Annotated in this window: 14 protein-coding genes; 9 read left to right on the forward strand and 5 right to left on the reverse strand. The window is 60.7% G+C overall.

From position 1 onward, the window contains the following. Nucleotide 1 precedes the first annotated feature (1 nt). Nucleotides 2-667 carry a TrkA family potassium uptake protein gene (locus R2855_08885; protein MEZ4531131.1) on the forward strand — a complete coding sequence of 222 codons (666 nt, stop codon included), beginning with the start codon at nucleotides 2-4 and terminating at the stop codon, nucleotides 665-667. A 110-nt stretch (nucleotides 668-777) separates the two neighbouring features. Here R2855_08885 and R2855_08890 read toward each other — a convergent pair whose 3' ends face one another. Both R2855_08890 and gatB read right to left on the reverse strand, forming a co-directional pair. Further along, nucleotides 778-2,133, reverse strand: a complete 1,356-nt coding sequence (locus R2855_08890; protein MEZ4531132.1) for a Glu/Leu/Phe/Val dehydrogenase — start codon at nucleotides 2,131-2,133, stop codon at nucleotides 778-780. Nucleotides 2,134-2,137: 4 nt separating this feature from the next. Continuing rightward, nucleotides 2,138-3,598 carry an Asp-tRNA(Asn)/Glu-tRNA(Gln) amidotransferase subunit GatB gene (gatB, locus tag R2855_08895; protein ID MEZ4531133.1) on the reverse strand — a complete coding sequence of 487 codons (1,461 nt, stop codon included), beginning with the start codon at nucleotides 3,596-3,598 and terminating at the stop codon, nucleotides 2,138-2,140. Between the two features lie 250 nt (nucleotides 3,599-3,848). Here gatB and R2855_08900 point away from each other — a divergent pair, with 250 nt between their 5' ends. From R2855_08900 to R2855_08910, 3 genes are all read left to right on the forward strand, one after another. Beyond that, a complete protein-coding gene (locus tag R2855_08900; GenBank protein ID MEZ4531134.1) occupies nucleotides 3,849-6,227 on the forward strand; it encodes a molybdopterin-dependent oxidoreductase in 2,379 nt (792 codons plus the stop codon). An 18-nt stretch (nucleotides 6,228-6,245) separates the two neighbouring features. After that, the gene (locus tag R2855_08905; GenBank protein ID MEZ4531135.1) at nucleotides 6,246-6,707 is read left to right on the forward strand and encodes an NADH-quinone oxidoreductase subunit I; all 462 of its coding nucleotides are present in this window, start codon (nucleotides 6,246-6,248) and stop codon (nucleotides 6,705-6,707) included. Between the two features lie 73 nt (nucleotides 6,708-6,780). Continuing rightward, entirely contained in the window at nucleotides 6,781-8,226 is a 1,446-nt protein-coding gene (locus tag R2855_08910) for an aldehyde dehydrogenase family protein (GenBank protein MEZ4531136.1), read from the forward strand. Between the two features lie 90 nt (nucleotides 8,227-8,316). Here the strand turns inward: R2855_08910 and R2855_08915 are convergent, their stop codons facing one another. Continuing rightward, complete coding sequence (locus tag R2855_08915; protein ID MEZ4531137.1) at nucleotides 8,317-8,676, reverse strand: DUF2200 domain-containing protein; 360 nt, start codon at nucleotides 8,674-8,676, stop codon at nucleotides 8,317-8,319. 18 nt (nucleotides 8,677-8,694) lie between these two features. Then, nucleotides 8,695-9,543 (reverse strand): deoxyribonuclease IV, encoded by an 849-nt coding sequence (locus R2855_08920; protein ID MEZ4531138.1) that lies wholly within the window; start codon nucleotides 9,541-9,543, stop codon nucleotides 8,695-8,697. Between the two features lie 107 nt (nucleotides 9,544-9,650). Between R2855_08920 and R2855_08925 the strand changes: the two genes are divergently transcribed. Continuing rightward, on the forward strand, nucleotides 9,651-10,439 hold the full coding sequence (locus tag R2855_08925; protein MEZ4531139.1) for a glycosyltransferase family 2 protein: 789 nt from the start codon (nucleotides 9,651-9,653) through the stop codon (nucleotides 10,437-10,439). Nucleotides 10,440-10,553: 114 nt separating this feature from the next. Further along, nucleotides 10,554-11,270, forward strand: coding sequence for a response regulator transcription factor (locus R2855_08930; protein MEZ4531140.1), 717 nt, complete (start codon nucleotides 10,554-10,556; stop codon nucleotides 11,268-11,270). Here R2855_08930 and R2855_08935 read toward each other — a convergent pair. Next, a complete protein-coding gene (locus R2855_08935; protein MEZ4531141.1) occupies nucleotides 11,267-12,037 on the reverse strand; it encodes an SDR family NAD(P)-dependent oxidoreductase in 771 nt (256 codons plus the stop codon). The genes R2855_08930 and R2855_08935 overlap by 4 nt on opposite strands. A 106-nt stretch (nucleotides 12,038-12,143) precedes the next feature. Here R2855_08935 and R2855_08940 point away from each other — a divergent pair, with 106 nt between their 5' ends. From R2855_08940 to R2855_08950, 3 genes are read left to right on the forward strand one after another with little or no spacing between them, the layout of a single operon-like run. Continuing rightward, nucleotides 12,144-13,031: a carbohydrate ABC transporter permease gene (locus tag R2855_08940; protein ID MEZ4531142.1), complete on the forward strand. Its 888-nt coding sequence runs from the start codon at nucleotides 12,144-12,146 to the stop codon at nucleotides 13,029-13,031. Nucleotides 13,032-13,075: 44 nt separating this feature from the next. Next, a complete protein-coding gene (locus R2855_08945; GenBank protein ID MEZ4531143.1) occupies nucleotides 13,076-14,422 on the forward strand; it encodes an extracellular solute-binding protein in 1,347 nt (448 codons plus the stop codon). Between the two features lie 58 nt (nucleotides 14,423-14,480). Continuing rightward, nucleotides 14,481-15,416, forward strand: a complete 936-nt coding sequence (locus tag R2855_08950; GenBank protein ID MEZ4531144.1) for a sugar ABC transporter permease — start codon at nucleotides 14,481-14,483, stop codon at nucleotides 15,414-15,416.

Here is a 15,416-nt window from a genome sequence, read left to right on the forward strand (position 1 = left end):
CGTGTACATCATCATCGTTGGCGGCGGCAAGGTCGGCTATTACCTGACGAAAACGCTGCTCTCGGAGGGACACGAAGTTCTTCTGATCGAGCGAGATCCGGACAAGACCGAGCAGTTCGTCGAGCAGTTTGGCGCGGTCGTGGTCGCGGGAGATGGCGCCGAGGCGGCAGTCATGGCTGCGGCCGGAGCCGCCCGGGCCGATGTCGTCATCGCAGTCACGGGAGAAGATGAGGACAACCTGGTCATCTGCCAGGTCGCCAAGTCGAAATTCCATGTCGACCGCACGATTGCACGGGTCAACAACCCGAAGAACGAGCATCTCTTCCGCATGCTCGGCGTGGACATTACCGTCAGCCAGACGGACTACATCCTCAACCTGATCGAGCAGGCCATACCCGATCAACCATTCGTCCACCTGGTCAATCTCATCCACGAAGACATGGCGATCGTCGATGCCAAGGTTGTCGCGCAGTCGCCCATCGCGGGCCGCACGATTGGTGAGATTCCGGTTCCGGAAGGTTGCATCATCGCGGCGATCATTCGGTCCGGGGAGTTGATCGTCCCGTCTGCCTCGACGGCGATCCAGGAAGGCGATGACTTGATTGCGGTAGCGCATCGCTCGATCGAGGAAGATCTTCGCAAGCTCCTGATCAAGCACAATCTTTAGCGCCGGGCTGGCAGACTGCCGCATGCACGAAAACGGGGCGTCGAGTCGATCGACGCCCCGTCTGCATGTCTGGTGATGCGCGACCGCGAGCGGTCGCGCAGTGCAATCGGCTACGGATAGATGCCGCGCAGGCGCGTGAACTCCGCCACCCGATCGATCGCGACGCAGATGGCGCCGGTGCGCAAGTCCACCCGGCGAGCTTGCGATTGCGCGTGGACCTTCGCGAACGACTCCTGCATGATCGTGCGCAAGCGGGCGTTGACCTCGTCGAGCGTCCAGGGGAACCACTGCATCGCCTGGACCCACTCGAAATAGGAAACGGTGACGCCGCCGGCGTTCGCCAGAATGTCCGGCACCACGATGATGCCGCGATCGGCGAGAATCTCATCCGCCTCAGGGGTCGTAGGTCCGTTGGCAGCTTCGACCACCATGCGCGCGCGGATTTCAGATGCGTTGTGCCTGGTGATTTGGCTTTCCAGGGCGGCCGGCATCAGGATGTCGCACGGCAACTCGAGCAGGTCCTCGTTGGTGATGTAGTCGCCACCTGCGAATCCAACCACACTGCCGGTTGCGGCCGCATGCGCCGCCAACGCAGGGATATCGAGTCCGTTCGGGTTGTAGATTCCGCCCCGCACGTCACTCACGCCCACCACTCTGGCGCCGTGTTCCTGGCCAATCGCGGCGGCAGCGCTTCCGACGTTGCCAAACCCTTGCACGATCAACGTCGACCCGTCGAACGAGAAACCGGCGGCCTTGGCGGCTTCTTCGGCGACATAGACACATCCGCGCCCGGTGGCCTCACTTCGCCCAGGCGAGCCACCCAAGCCCAGCGGCTTGCCGGTGACCACGCTCGGTACCGAATAGCCAACGTTCATGGAATAGGTGTCCATGATCCAGGCCATGACCTGCGGGTTGGTGTTCACGTCGGGCGCGGGAATGTCCTGATTGGGCCCGATCATGACCTGAATCTCCGTGGTGTACCGGCGAGTCAGATTCTGGAGCTCGTTCTGGGAGAGGAGCTTCGGATTGACGCAGACTCCTCCCTTTGCGCCACCAAAGGGAAGATTGACAACCGCGCACTTCCAGGTCATCCACATTGCCAGCGCTTTCACTTCTGACAGCGTGACGAGCTGGTGATAGCGGATACCACCTTTGCTGGGACCGGGACCGGTGTTGTGCTGGACGCGGTATCCGGTGAATACCTGGACGGAGCCATCGTCCATCTCGACCGGAAAGTTGACCGTCAGTTCCCGTTGGCAGTGCGAGAGGATTTGCCGCATGCCACTCTCGAGATCCAGAATGTCGGCGGCGATATCGAACTGCCGGACGGCAGTGGCAAAGAGGTCAGGCTCTTCGTGCTCGGCCGGAGTCTCCGGCCGAACGGGTGCTTCGATTACGGACACGTGTCTCCCCGTTTCTTCGTCGTCGAATGCCGGGACGAGCAGTCCATTCTGCTCGTCTGGCACGGGACTATTCGGATAGCAACTCTTCGAGAACCGCGCGCACAGCATCGGGACGTCCCCGTCCCCCCGTCGCACGGATCGTCTCTCCCATCAAGCGACCGATCGCCGCCTTTTTCCCTCCTCGATAATCGGCCACGGCCGCAGGATTGGCGGCAATGACCTCCATCGCCGCCGCTCTGATGACATCGGTATCTCCAACAGAGATCAGATCGAGCCGCTGGGCGGCCGCCCTGGCATCTTCGCCAGGTTGGATTCCTGCCAGCAGTTCCTTCGCTCCCCTGCCTGTGAGGTCGCCGCTCTCGACGAGCTCGACGAGCTGGGCAAGCTGCGTGGCCTCGATTGGAAACTGATCGGAACTCAATCCTCGTTCGCGCTGCAGGCCAAATACATCGTTGAGCAACCAGTTCGAGGTCTGTTTGGCTCGTTCGCTCGACGATCCGACAGCGGCTTCGAAGTAGTCAGCAGTTTCACGCTCGAGCGTCAGCAGGTCCGCCTCGGAATCTCCCAGGCCGTACTCATCGACGAATCTGGTCTGCCGTGCGCCCGGAAGTTCCGGCAACGCGGCGCGGATCGCATCGACAAATTCAGTGTCGATCGTCAGCGGCGGTAGGTCCGGTTCGGGAAAGTACCGGTAGTCGTGCGCCGATTCCTTGGTTCGCTGGCTGACGGTGACTCCGCGCGCATCGACCCAACCGCGCGTTTCCTGCGGAATGGACTCGCCGCTGGCGAGTAACGCGCGCTGGCGCTCTTCCTCGTATGCGAGCGCGCGCTCGACTGCCCGAAACGAGTTCATGTTCTTGATTTCGACCTTTTCGCCAACCAGCAAGCCGTCGGTCGTTCGCGTCGAAATGTTCGCGTCGCAGCGGAACGCGCCTTCTTCCATGTTTCCGGTCGACGCGCCGATGTAGCGAAGGATCTGTCGGAGCGCGATCAGGTAGTCGCGCGCTTCCACGGGACTGGTCAGGTCGGGCTCGCCTACGATCTCCATCAGGGGGACGCCGGAGCGGTTGAGATCGACAAACGACAGGCTCTCTCCGCCGTCCTCACGGTGGAGCAAGCGTCCGGTGTCTTCCTCTATGTGCACGCGCGTGATACCGGCGCGACGTTCGACACCCTCGCTGGTGAATGACAGGACGCCATCCACGCACAGCGGCAGGTCGTACTGGGAGACCTGATAGCCTTTCGGCAAATCGGGATAGAAGTAGTTCTTGCGGTCGAGCTTGCAAAATGGCGGAATCGTGCAATTCAACGCCAATCCGGTGCGGATCACCGATTCGATCGCGGACTTGTTGATGACAGGAAGCGCGCCCGGAAGCCCCATGCAGACCTGGCAAACATGGGTGTTAGGCGTGGCGTTCGCGTAGTCGGCAGAGCAACTGCAGAACATCTTGCTCCTGGTCATGACCTGGGCATGCACCTCGAGGCCAATGACCGTGCGGAATTCGAGTTCAGTTGCGGTTGCAGTCAACGCGGCTACCCGACAGCGATATTCCAGCCAAATGGCTGAAAACGGCGAAATTCTAGCATGTCGATCTCCCGCGCAAACGGAATCACCGCCCGGAACGAACGTGGCCCTATGGTAGAATCGGCATCGAATCAGAGCGCCTTTCCAGGCGGTTCGCGCCTGCCTTGTTCGATGCAACAGCCGGGCGTTCAAGCGGGGTTCCCGGACCGTTTCCGGGAGATCGACCGAGAGAAATCGAGGCGGAATCGAGCGGATGGCGACCCGAGCTGAAACCAAGATGGTCACGGGCAAGATCAACGGTCAGGACGTGACCGTTCCGGCCGGGACCACGATCCTCGAAGCCGCGCGCATGGCGAACATCGAGGTGCCGAACCTCTGTTACCAGCCGTTGCTGCGGCCGTGGGGATCTTGCCGTATTTGCACCGTCGAGATTCTCGGCAAGCGCGGCGGTCTCATCGAATCCTGCGCCACGCCACTTGGCGAAGGAATGGAAGTGCTCACCCATTCCGAGCCGGTGGAGGACGCGCGCCAGTTCATCCTGCAGATGTACCTGGTGGATCATGCGCTCGATTGCCCGACCTGCGACAAGTCGGGCGAGTGCTACCTACAGGACAACACCTACCTCAGCAACGTCAACACCAACCCATATCGTCGACCCAAATTCGCGCAGCCGTACACGCACTTCAGCGAAACGATCGATTACAAGTTCGATCGCTGCATCATGTGCAACCGCTGCACGCGCGTCTGCGACGAAATGATCGGCGTGACCGCGATCGAATCGACGAACCGCAGTATCGAGGCGGCGGTTAGCCCGGCATTTGGTCTCGAGCTTTCCGACACGCTTTGCACCAATTGCGGAATGTGCATCGCCGTCTGTCCGGTTGGGGCACTGACCGATCGGCACTTCGCGCACCATCCCTGGGACCTCGACAGCACAGAAACGATCTGCGGCTTCTGCGACTACGGTTGCACGATCAATGTCGAGTCGAACAAAGGCATCGTTCGCCGGGCAACCAACCTCTGGGAACGCGGCACGAATCATGGCTATGTTTGTGAAAAGGGCAAATGGGGCCATGAGATTCAGCAGTCGCCGGACCGGCTGCGCTACCCGCGCATCAATCAGCGCGGCACGTTCGGGTACGAAGTCACGTGGGACGATGCGCTCGATTCGATCGCGGCCACGCTCGAGAACTACAAGGGCAATCAGTTCGCGGCTCTGATCACTCCGGACAATACGAACGAAGACGCGTACCTGGCACAGAAGTTCACACGCGCGGTCATGGGATCGAACAACGTCGATCGCCTGTTGACCCCATCGCAGGTTGCGGTCGAGCGGTCGGTCCGCGCGTCACTGGGACGCGATGTCGGGAGCACCAACAACAACCAGGAAATGTTCACCTCGGTGAACGCCGCGATGGTCGTTGGTCCGGACATTGGCAAGACCGCTCCGGTGGCGTCGTACTGGCTCTACCACTCGATCATCTTCCGCGAGGCGAAGGTGGTCGTCATTTCGCAGGATGAGTATCCGCTCTGCTGGCGCGCCAAACTCTGGCTCAAGCCAAATGAGGGTTCGACCGGCACCCTGTTGAAGGGGATCGCTCGCCAGATCATCGATCTGAAGCTGGCGGCGGATGGTGTGGGCAAGAAGGAGTTGGCGCGGCTTTCCGACTCGCTTGCTGACTATGACCTGGACAAAGTTGCGCGATCGACCGGCGTGAGCGGCGACAAGATCCAGGCGGCCGCAGTGCTTTATGCCACTGGCGGAGCCGGGATCGAGGCGAAGGGCGAAACCGGCTATCCGTCGTCCGTCGTCTTCAACACCGCCGCGCACATCGGCGCGCCGTACACGAGCGGTAAGCAGGACAATGCTTCCGAGATCACCGAGATTTGCAACGATCTTGCATTGCTGACTGGCAATTTCGGTCGCCCGGGCGGCGGCGTGACCACCCCACGTGGCGCCGCCAACTACCAGGGCACGACCGATATGGGCGTGCACCCCTCGTTCCTCCCCGGTGGCCGCGCAGTTGCCGATGATGCAGCACGGGCCGAGTTCGAAGCAGCCTGGGGCGTGACACTGCCAGAGATGCAGGGCTATGCAATCGACGAGATCGCGGGCGCGATCGAAGTCGGCGAGGTCAAGGCGCTTTACCTCGAAAGCACACTGGCGCGCGAGGCCGAGAACAGCCCTGAATTGCTGGCCGCGCTTCCGAAACTCGAGTTCCTGATCTACGCTGGGGGTTTCGATTCGCCGATCGCCCGCATGGCCGATGTGGTTCTGCCGCGCGCGCTTTCGCTCGAGGTCGACGGCACCTTCACCAGTTTCGATCGCACGGTGCAGCGAGTGCGGTCCGCGGTTCCAGCGATTGGTGAAGCGCGATCGACGGGCGCCATCGTATCCGGTCTTGCCGAGCGCATGGGCTACCAGATGGATTGGCTGCCAGTTGCCAGCGTCATGGACGAGATCGGCTCGTTCGTTCCCGAATATGGCGGCGTCAACTTCGCTCGACTCGAGCGCGACGGCCTGAATGTTCCAGTGAGCACCTATGCCGATCCAGGCGCCTCGATTCTGGTGCCCGGTCCGGATGGACTTGCTTCCCTTTCGCCCGCGTTCGTCTCCATGGCGGCGGACTAGCCTCGAGGAGCACGATTCATGTTCGAAGAAGTCAAAGGGTTCGGAGTCACACTCAAGCGCTCCGTGATGCCGAAGCTGACGATTCAGTATCCCGACGAAAAGCGGGATATGGCTCCACGGTTCCGCGGAATCCCGTCGCTTCGCGCCGATCCTGACACCGGCGAGGCGTTGTGTGTCGCTTGCGGACTTTGCGCGCGCATCTGCCCCACGTCGTGCCTCGAGATGAACGTGATTCCATCCGAGGAAGGCGACCGTGAGCTGGGCGAGTTCATCTTGCGTTCCGGGCGGTGCATGTTCTGCGGGCTTTGCGCGCAGGTTTGCCCAGTGGACGCAATCACCATGAGCAAGGAGTACGAGCTCTCGGTCCAGGATCGCGATGGGCTCGTTTACACCAAGACCGAGCTGGCAACGATCGGCGGCCAAACCCCGAGTTGGTGGGACGATGTGATCGAGCCCCCAGTGAACGCGGCCGCAAAGTAACTGAAACCGATTTGAGGAATCAGGAACCGGCGGAGCGTCATGCTCCGCCGTTCGCATTGCAAAGGAGTCGACGATGACCAGGAAGTTTCCAATCTATCTTGCCGGCGAGTGGGTCGAATCGGATGATCCCATCGAGATCGTGAATCCCTACAACGGCGAGGTGATCGGCGTTACGTATCTGGCATCGGCCGCCCAGCTTAACCAGGCGGTCGAGGCGGCCGAACGCGCTTTTTCGCACACAAGCAAGCAGCCAGTGTTCGAGCGTGTCAGCATCCTTGATGCGCTGGCGGCGAAGATGAAGGAGCATCGCGACCACATCGCGTCATTGATCGCGCTCGAAGCTGGCAAGCCGATCCGTGACGCGGAGGTGGAGGCCGATCGTGGCATCTTCACGATTCAGGTCGCGTCAGAAGAAGCGAAGCGGATCGGGGGAGAGGTGATGCCGCTCGATCTCCTGCCGTCGTCCAAGGGACGTTTCGGAGTCGTCCGACGCTTCCCGATTGGACCGGTTGCAGGAATCTCGCCGTTCAACTTTCCCCTGAACCTCGCCCTGCACAAGATCGCACCCGCGATCGCCTCCGGAAACCCGATCGTGCTGAAGCCGCCCTCCAAGGACCCGTTGGTGATGCTTTTCGTCGCCAAGCTGTTGGACGAGATTGGACTCGTTCCCGGCGCGTTGAGCGTGCTGCCAATGAACCGGGACGTCGGCAACGCGATGGTCGAGGACCCGCGCTTCAAGCTTCTGTCGTTTACTGGCTCGCCTGATGTTGGCTGGGAGATGAAGAAGAATGCGGGCATGAAGAAGGTCGTGCTCGAACTGGGCGGAAACGCAGGAGTGATCGTCGACCAGGACGCCGATCTCGCATTCGCCGCGCAGCGCGTGCGCGTGGGCGCGTTTGCCTATGCCGGCCAGGTCTGCATCTCGGTGCAGCGCGTCTTCATTCACGAAGCCGTGTACGACGAGTTCGTGAAACTGCTCGTTGCCGAGACGAAAAAGGTGAAACTGGGTGATCCGCTCGATCGCGAGACCGACCTTGGCCCGATGATCGACGACAAGGCGGCCGCTCGAAGCCAGAAATGGATCGAGGACGCGGTTGCGCGCGGCGCCACGGTGCTAACAGGCGGCAAGGCCGAAGGTCGATTCATGCAGCCCACCATCATCGAGAATGCCCCGCCGGATGCATTCGTCTGCTCACGGGAGGCCTTTGCGCCGCTCGTCACGGTGTTCAAGGTTCCGTCGTTCGGAAAAGCGGTCGAGGCCGTGAACGACTCGATCTACGGTCTGCAGGCCGGCGTTTTCACCAACAATCTGGAACGAGCGTTGTATGCCTTCGAGAACATCGAGGCGGGTGGTGTGGTGATGAACGACATCCCCACCTATCGCATCGATCACATGCCATATGGCGGCGTGAAATCTTCCGGACTGAGCCGCGAGGGCATTCGGTATACGATCGAGGACATGACCGAAATGCGATTGTTGGTCATCAACCGGCTCGAGAGTCAGCGCGTGATCGACTGAACCAGATCCCCGTCATGTGGACGATCACAGGGCCAATGCGGGTTGCCGATACCCGCCTTGGCCCTGTTTGGTCGAGATCTGGCGACCTGGCTATCCAGCGGGTTGCCGGAGGATCTTGTCCATCGGCTTGCCTTTGGCGAGCTCGTCGATCAATTTGTCGAGATAGCGAATCTCGCGCATCGTTTCTTCCTCGATATCTTCGACGCGTACGCCACAGACAACACCTGTGATCTGGCTGCGCGATGGGTTCAGCGCGGGCGCATCGGCGATGAAGGTTTCGATGTCGGTTCCCTGCTCCAGAACCTCGTTCAGGGACGCGTCGTCGTAACCGGTGAGCCACTCGATGATCTCGTCGACCTCGCCCTTTGTGCGTCCCTTGCGTTCGGCCTTGGCGACGTATTCCGGATAGACCCTGGCAAACGGCATCGTGTAGATCCGGTGCTTTTTCATGTCAGCGTCCCTTCTCGGTTACGCCAAACCGCGCAGAGTTGTCAGGTTCATCAGGTCTTCGGTGACGTCATCGTCCTTGGGTGTTTCGAGAATGCCCGGCCGACCCTGCAACCGATCGTCCCGCAAGAGGAACTGGAACGCATCCCTTCCGATGAACCCCTCACCGATGTGCGCATGCCGGTCCCGGTACGAGCCAAATTCCTTGGCGGAATCGTTCAGATGCAGCACCTGAAGACGCCCGAGTCCGATGATTTCATCGAACGTCTCCATGGTGGTCTGGTATGTGGCTTCGGTTCGGATGTCATACCCAGCGGCGAACACATGACACGTGTCGAAACAGACCGATATGCGCTGCTTGTCTTCTACTCCATCGATGATCTGGGCGATTTCCTCGAAGGTGCGCCCGAGCGTCGAGCCCTGACCGGCGGTCGTTTCGATCGCGAGTGAGCAGGCTCCATTCGGCAGGCGCTCGTGAATGATATTGATGGCGTGCGCTACACGCGCTGTGCCCGCATCGACGCCGGTTCCCATGTGCGCCCCGGGATGTGATACAAGAAATGGGATTCCCAACTGGTCGCAGCGTTCGAGTTCGGTCTGGAGCGCCGCAATCGACTTCTCCCAGGCAGCGTCATCCGGTGACGCCAGGTTGATGAGATACGAGTCGTGGGCGACCACGGTAGTGATCTGCGGATTCGCGGCAATCCCGTCGCGAATCCGCTCGATGACCACCGGGTCGAGCGGTTTGGCATTCCACTGGTTAGCGTTCTTTGTGAAGATCTGAAACGAGGTCATTTCCAGGGCGGTGGCGCGCCCGATTGCCTTGTCGACGCCGCCACTGGCGGAAACATGTGACCCGAGTTCCAACACGGTGGATTTCCCCTTCTGCGGAAAAGTCGAACATTCGGCCTATGCTAGCATTCGCCCATGAGCGGATACGGCCCCGGGGCCGCTATTTGCGTCCCGAGGACCGTGCATTGAGTCTCGACCAAACCAGACAATCAGGGGTCGCCACACCTCCCTCACAGACGGTCGTCATCCCGGCCTACAACGAGTCCTTCCGCATCGCAGATTCCCTGCGCGAGATCCTTCAGTACCTACACGAACAGCAATACCGATCGGACGTCCTGTTGGTCGATGATGGCAGCACGGATGGAACCGCGTCGGTTGCCCGAACAGTGGCGCGGGAGTTCGGCAATCTCGAAGTGCAGACGATCCCGCACGGGGGCAAGGCCGCCGCTGTTCTCTGGGGACTGGAACATGCCAGGGGTGACCTGATTCTCTTCGCGGACGCCGACCTCGCGACCCCAATCACCTATCTGGAGCCGTTTCGGGCGGAGGTGGCATCCGGCGCCGATGTGGTCATCGGATCGCGCGAGGGTGAAACAGCGTCCCGAATTGGCGAACCTGAGTTCCGCCACCTGATGGGCCGTGGGTTCAACGCACTCGTTCGTCTGTTGCTCCTTCCCGGCATCCACGACACGCAATGCGGGTTCAAGATGTTCACAGCGTCCGCGCGCGACATGATCCTGCCTCGTCTGCGGCTCTATCGGGGTTCGAATGGTGAACTCTCGTCACCCAAGGTGACTGCCTTCGACGTGGAGCTCCTGGTGGTCGCGCGGCGTCTCGGGTTGGGGATCGCCATTGTGCCGGTCAACTGGACCTATGGCGAACAGAGCAAAGTCAATCCGATTGGCGACACATTGACCAACTTCTCGGATGTGGCGCACGTCAAGTGGAACGATCTTCGCGGCCGCTACAAATAGCCCGAACAATCCGGCCAGTTTGTTGATCTTGAGGGTACGTACACTATTTCCGTATACTTGAGGCGGCGTTTGGCTGGAACGCCGATTGCTTTTCCGCAGGCTGGGTGCATAGCCGTGTCACGCACGCGACTTCTCATCGTCGACGATCATCCCCTCTTTCGTGCGGGCGTACGCGGTGGGCTCGAGGGGTACCCGGACTTGCAGGTGATCGGTGAGGCAGCGTCAGCGGCGGCTGCGCTCGACGCTGTCGACACTTCCCTTCCGGAACTCGTGCTGCTCGATGCGCAGCTCCGTTCCGACAGCTCTCTCGAGCTTACGAAGCAACTGAAGCGTCGTCATCCGCAGATTCTGGTCATCCTCATGACAAGAACGGAGGACGATGAGCAGCTCTTCCAGGCCATACGCTCGGGCGCGGCCGCCTACATCTCGAAAGAGATCGAGCTCGAAGATCTCGTGCGCGTGCTTCGCAAGGTTGCGCTGGGTGAATATCTCATCAACGAGAGCGTTCTTTCCCGTCCGCATGTCGCATCGCGTGTGCTCCACCAGTTCCAGGAACTCTCGGTGCTGGACGAATCAGCGGATGGCGTCTTTTCTCCGCTGACCCCGCGCGAGATCGAGATTCTCGATTATGTCGCGCAAGGCAACAGCAACAAAGAGATTGCGTTCCAGCTCGGAATCTCCGATCAGACGGTCAAGAACCACATCACCTCGATCCTGCGAAAACTGGCCGTCAACGACCGAACGCAAGCGGTCATCTTTGCCTTGCGGCACGGATGGATCAAGCTCGACGAGCCAGGCGAGCCCGAGCCAAGATTGCGGGCTGTCCGCTAGAGATGCGCGCCGCCGGTGATGTCGATCGCAGCACCGGTCAGAAACTCGGCGTCGTCTGACGCAAGATATGCCACTACCCGAGCAACATCCTCTGCGGTTTGCAGTCGGCCGAGCGGGGTCTGGCTGACGTATTCGGCGATCACCGCCTCCACGGTCATCCCCCGCTTTTCGCTCTCCCAGATCAATTCCCGCTCTTGCATCGATGTCGCGACATAGCCAGGGCAAACGCAGTTCACGCGAATGCCGAACTCACCCAGCTCGTTCGCGGCGGACTTGGTGAAGCCAATGCAGGCCCACTTGGACGCAGCGTAGTGCGCCAGCAGTTTCGGCGCCTTCTTGCCGGCCATCGAGGCTGTGTTCACGATGGAACCGCATCGTCGAGTCATCATCCCGGGCAGCACCGCCTGCGTGACCAGGAAAACACCCTTCGCATTGACGTCGAAGTTGAAGTCCCATTCCTCCTCGGTCAACTCCCAGATCGGGCCCATGGTCGAGACGCCCGCATTGTTGGCCAGGATTTCGATGGGTCCAATCTCGCGTTCCACCTGGTGAGCGACTTCTCGCGCGGATTCGCTCGAAGTGACATCGAGCCGCAGCGCGTGAGCGCCACCGATCGCATTGGCAGTATCGCGCGCAAGATCTGCATCGATATCGGTGGCAACCACGACCGCGCCGTCGGCTGCCAATGCAGCTGAGATCGCTCGGCCGATGCCGCTGCCCGCCCCGGTCACAACCGCGACACGATTCTGCAAACGCTGTCCGGGCATATCTGCGCTCCTCGCCGTGTATACAAGGCAACGACACTGCTATTATCAGCGCGACCAAGTCTTTCGAACCATTCGTGAAAATCTAACCGCTCAGGACAACCGTCGCATGTCGGTACCCCTCGAAGGAAATCTCGTTTCCAGAGCGCCCGCGGCCCGCAGGAGCGTCGATTGGGCGCGATTGGCAACCCATGCGGTGTTGATCGTTGCGAGCCTGTCGATCCTGCTCCCGGTGGTGTGGACGCTGCGCAGCTCGTTTGCTTCGAACGACATGGCGTACCGGCCAATGGATCTGTCCTTTTCACCCAATCTGGACAACTACCGGCAGTTGTTCGTGGAGCAGGATTTCCAGCACAACCTCTGGAACTCGTTCTGGATTGCGGTGGTCTCATCCGCGATCTGCCTGGCAATCGGCGCGCTCGCGGCGTACTCGATCGCGCGTTTCCGCACCGGCGGCACATCGTTCTCGCTGGCGATTCTTGGGACGCAGATGCTTCCGCCGGTGGCGCTGGTCATTCCCTTCTACCTGATCGTGCGCCAAACGGTCGAGGTTGCGGGATACGAGCTCAAGATGTTCGATCGTGGCATCACGCTTGCGATCATCTACCTGTCATTCAACCTTCCCTTTGTGGTCTGGATCCTGATGGGCTTTTTCGAATCGATCCCGGTCGATCTCGAGGAAGCCGCTCAGGTCGACGGGGCGACGCCGTTTCGCGCTTTTCGGCAAGTGGTCATGCCGCTTGCGCTGCCTGGCCTGATGGCCGCGGGCATCTTCGCGTTCGTGTTGAGCTGGAACGAGTTTCTCTTTGCGTTGATCCTGACTGGGCGCGAGTCGCGCACGATGCCGGTTGCCCTGGCGTCATTGATGACATCGCAGGGCAACCAGGTCGGAGCAATCTGCGCGGCGACGATTTCCATGATGGTCCCGATCGTGGTGCTCACCTGGTTCATCCAGCGGCATCTGGTTCAGGGATTGACCTTCGGAGCGGTCAAGTGAGCAGGCGCTGGCGTGTGTCCGGCGCAAGAGATCGAAAGGAGAACATGGTGAACAGAACCAATCGCACAATCGATCGACGACGACTCATGCAACTCACGGGAGCGGCTGGTTTGGGCCTCGCGCTGCCATCGGGGCGCTTCGGCGGTGCTGCGGCGCAGGACATCACCTACTCCCGCGAATTCGAGGGCACAACACTCAACGCGTTGATGGAAGATCTGCGTGAAACGACCCTGATCGAGGAGATGCTCCCGGAGTTCGAGGAGCTCACGGGTATCAAAGTCCAGTTCGAGAAGGTCGTCTATCCGGTCATGCACGACAAGCTCGTGTCGCAGCTGGCTGCCGGAGAAGGCAACGGAACGTATGACTTCCTCGAGGTCGACTTCTACTGGGTCTACGAGTTCGCGCGTGCTGGCTGGATGGAGGACCTGGGAGAGCGCATCGCCGCCAGCGACGGGCAAGTGAGCCTCGATCGCTACGATCCGGCGGTGCTGAAGATCGGATCCGAGGTCGATGGGACCACGTACTACATCCCCATGTATGTCTACCCGATGGGACTCCTCTATCGGACGGACCTGTTCGAAAGCGACGAGTTCAAGGGGCAGTATCAGGAGATCACGGGAAGCGAGCTCGTGATGCCGACGTCGGTCGAAGATTACGTGGCCATGATCACCGCGACGAATCAGATCGACCCGGACAACCTCTACGGAGCGGCAATGCAGGGTATGCAGGGCGATCCGATCGTGATGGAGTTCTGCAACTACCTCTATTCGGCGGGTGGCGACTTCTTCACGGATGACATGTCTGCTCCGGCCATCAACAACGAAGCCGGCGTGGCGGCGGTGCAGCTGTATGTCGATGCGATCAACAACGGAGCGCAACCGGGCGCTGCCAACGCCGACCTGAACGACACAGGCGCGCTCTGGCGCCAGGGCAAGGCGCTCACCTCGGTCAGCTATCTCTTCTTGCTTTCCGACGGCGAAACGCTGGAGGACAGCCAGGTGAAGGGCAAGGGCGCGGTCACCACGATGCCGGGAGGAACCGGGTTGACCGGCTCCTGGAGCTGGGGCATTCCCGTGAGCTCACCGAATCCCGATGCGGCCTGGGAATTCCTCAAGTGGGTCGAATCTCCCGATGTCGCCATGCGCCGCGCGCTCGGCGGCGGAGTTGCCGCGCAGACCGCCCCGTACGACAACCCTGAGTACACCACGGCCTTCCCATGGATGGCGCAGGTCAAGGACCTTATCGCTACCGGCAAAGGGCTTCCCGGCGTCACGAAGCAGGCGCAGTTGGTGGAGATCATGGGTCGCCATCTGAGCGATGCCGTCACCGGAGGGTCCTCCGCTCAGGACGCCATGAACGCCGCTGCCGACGAACTCAAAGAGCTGCTATAGGGCCAGGTTCTTCGCGAGAGCCGGGCAACATTGCCCGGCTCTCACCGGTATCGCCCAGATGTCCGTCGAGCTCACGTCAGCATCCGAAGAAATTTCCGCGCAGCGATCGATCGGTTCGACCGGTCAGCGGAGCAATACCCTCTTTCGCTGGGGGATGGCGTTGCCGACGCTGCTCGCGCTGCTGGCAATTGTCGGGTTTCCCATCGTCTACGCGCTTTACGTGGCCGTGCACCAGTACGACCTTACGGAGGGCGGAATCGGGGACCTCACGTGGTCGCAGAACTTCCGCGATGTTCTCGGAATGGAGGTTTTCATCCAGGCAATCCGGAACACAGTCGTCCTGACGATTTCTGTGGTCGTCATCGAGCTGGTCGTCGCGTTTGGGCTGGCGCTGCTCCTCAACCAGCCGAATCTCCGCTTCCGGAACCTCTATCTCTGTGTGCTGCTGATTCCGCTTCTCGTGAGCCCGATTGCTGTCGGTTTGATCTGGCGGCTGCTGTTGCATCCCGACCTTGGCGCCATCAACTGGTGGTTTCGCAAGCTCGGGTTACCGGCCCAGGAGTGGCTTTCGATCAAGAGCTCGGCAATGCCGGCCGTCGTCGGGGTCGATGTTTGGCACGAGACATCGCTCTTGATGGTCGTCTTGCTGGCAGGATTGGCGGCGCTCCCCCGTGAACCACTCGAAGCGGCCCGCGTCGACGGAGCGAACGGGCTGCAGATTCTCCATACGGTAACGATTCCGCTCATGGCGCCGGTCCTACTCATCGCTGCCTTGATTCGCATGATCTCGGCGATGAAAACCTACGACCTGATCTACATCCTTACATCAGGCGGTCCTGGCGGCGCGACCGAAACGATCTCGTTTCGCATCTGGAAGATCGGATTCACGAACCTGAACATGGGGCAGGCGGCCGCCGCATCGATTCTGCTGCTGCTGGCTATCATGCTGCTCACGCTGCTGTTGATTCGCGTCATGCGGCGGGAACGCGCCTGA

Source organism: Thermomicrobiales bacterium (genome assembly GCA_041390825.1).
Lineage (GTDB): Bacteria > Chloroflexota > Chloroflexia > Thermomicrobiales > UBA6265 > JAMLHN01.

What these genes read in the sequence shown, in the direction of transcription:
- R2855_08950 (MEZ4531144.1), top strand. Translation starts at nt 14,481, where the DNA reads ATGTCCGTCGAGCTCACGTCAGCATCCGAAGAAATTTCCGCGCAGCGA.
- R2855_08910 (MEZ4531136.1), top strand. Translation starts at nt 6,781, where the DNA reads ATGACCAGGAAGTTTCCAATCTATCTTGCCGGCGAGTGGGTCGAATCG.
- R2855_08945 (MEZ4531143.1), top strand. Translation starts at nt 13,076, where the DNA reads ATGGTGAACAGAACCAATCGCACAATCGATCGACGACGACTCATGCAA.
- R2855_08905 (MEZ4531135.1), top strand. Translation starts at nt 6,246, where the DNA reads ATGTTCGAAGAAGTCAAAGGGTTCGGAGTCACACTCAAGCGCTCCGTG.
- R2855_08940 (MEZ4531142.1), top strand. Translation starts at nt 12,144, where the DNA reads ATGTCGGTACCCCTCGAAGGAAATCTCGTTTCCAGAGCGCCCGCGGCC.
- R2855_08915 (MEZ4531137.1), bottom strand. Translation starts at nt 8,676, where the DNA reads ATGAAAAAGCACCGGATCTACACGATGCCGTTTGCCAGGGTCTATCCG.
- R2855_08935 (MEZ4531141.1), bottom strand. Translation starts at nt 12,037, where the DNA reads ATGCCCGGACAGCGTTTGCAGAATCGTGTCGCGGTTGTGACCGGGGCG.
- R2855_08900 (MEZ4531134.1), top strand. Translation starts at nt 3,849, where the DNA reads ATGGCGACCCGAGCTGAAACCAAGATGGTCACGGGCAAGATCAACGGT.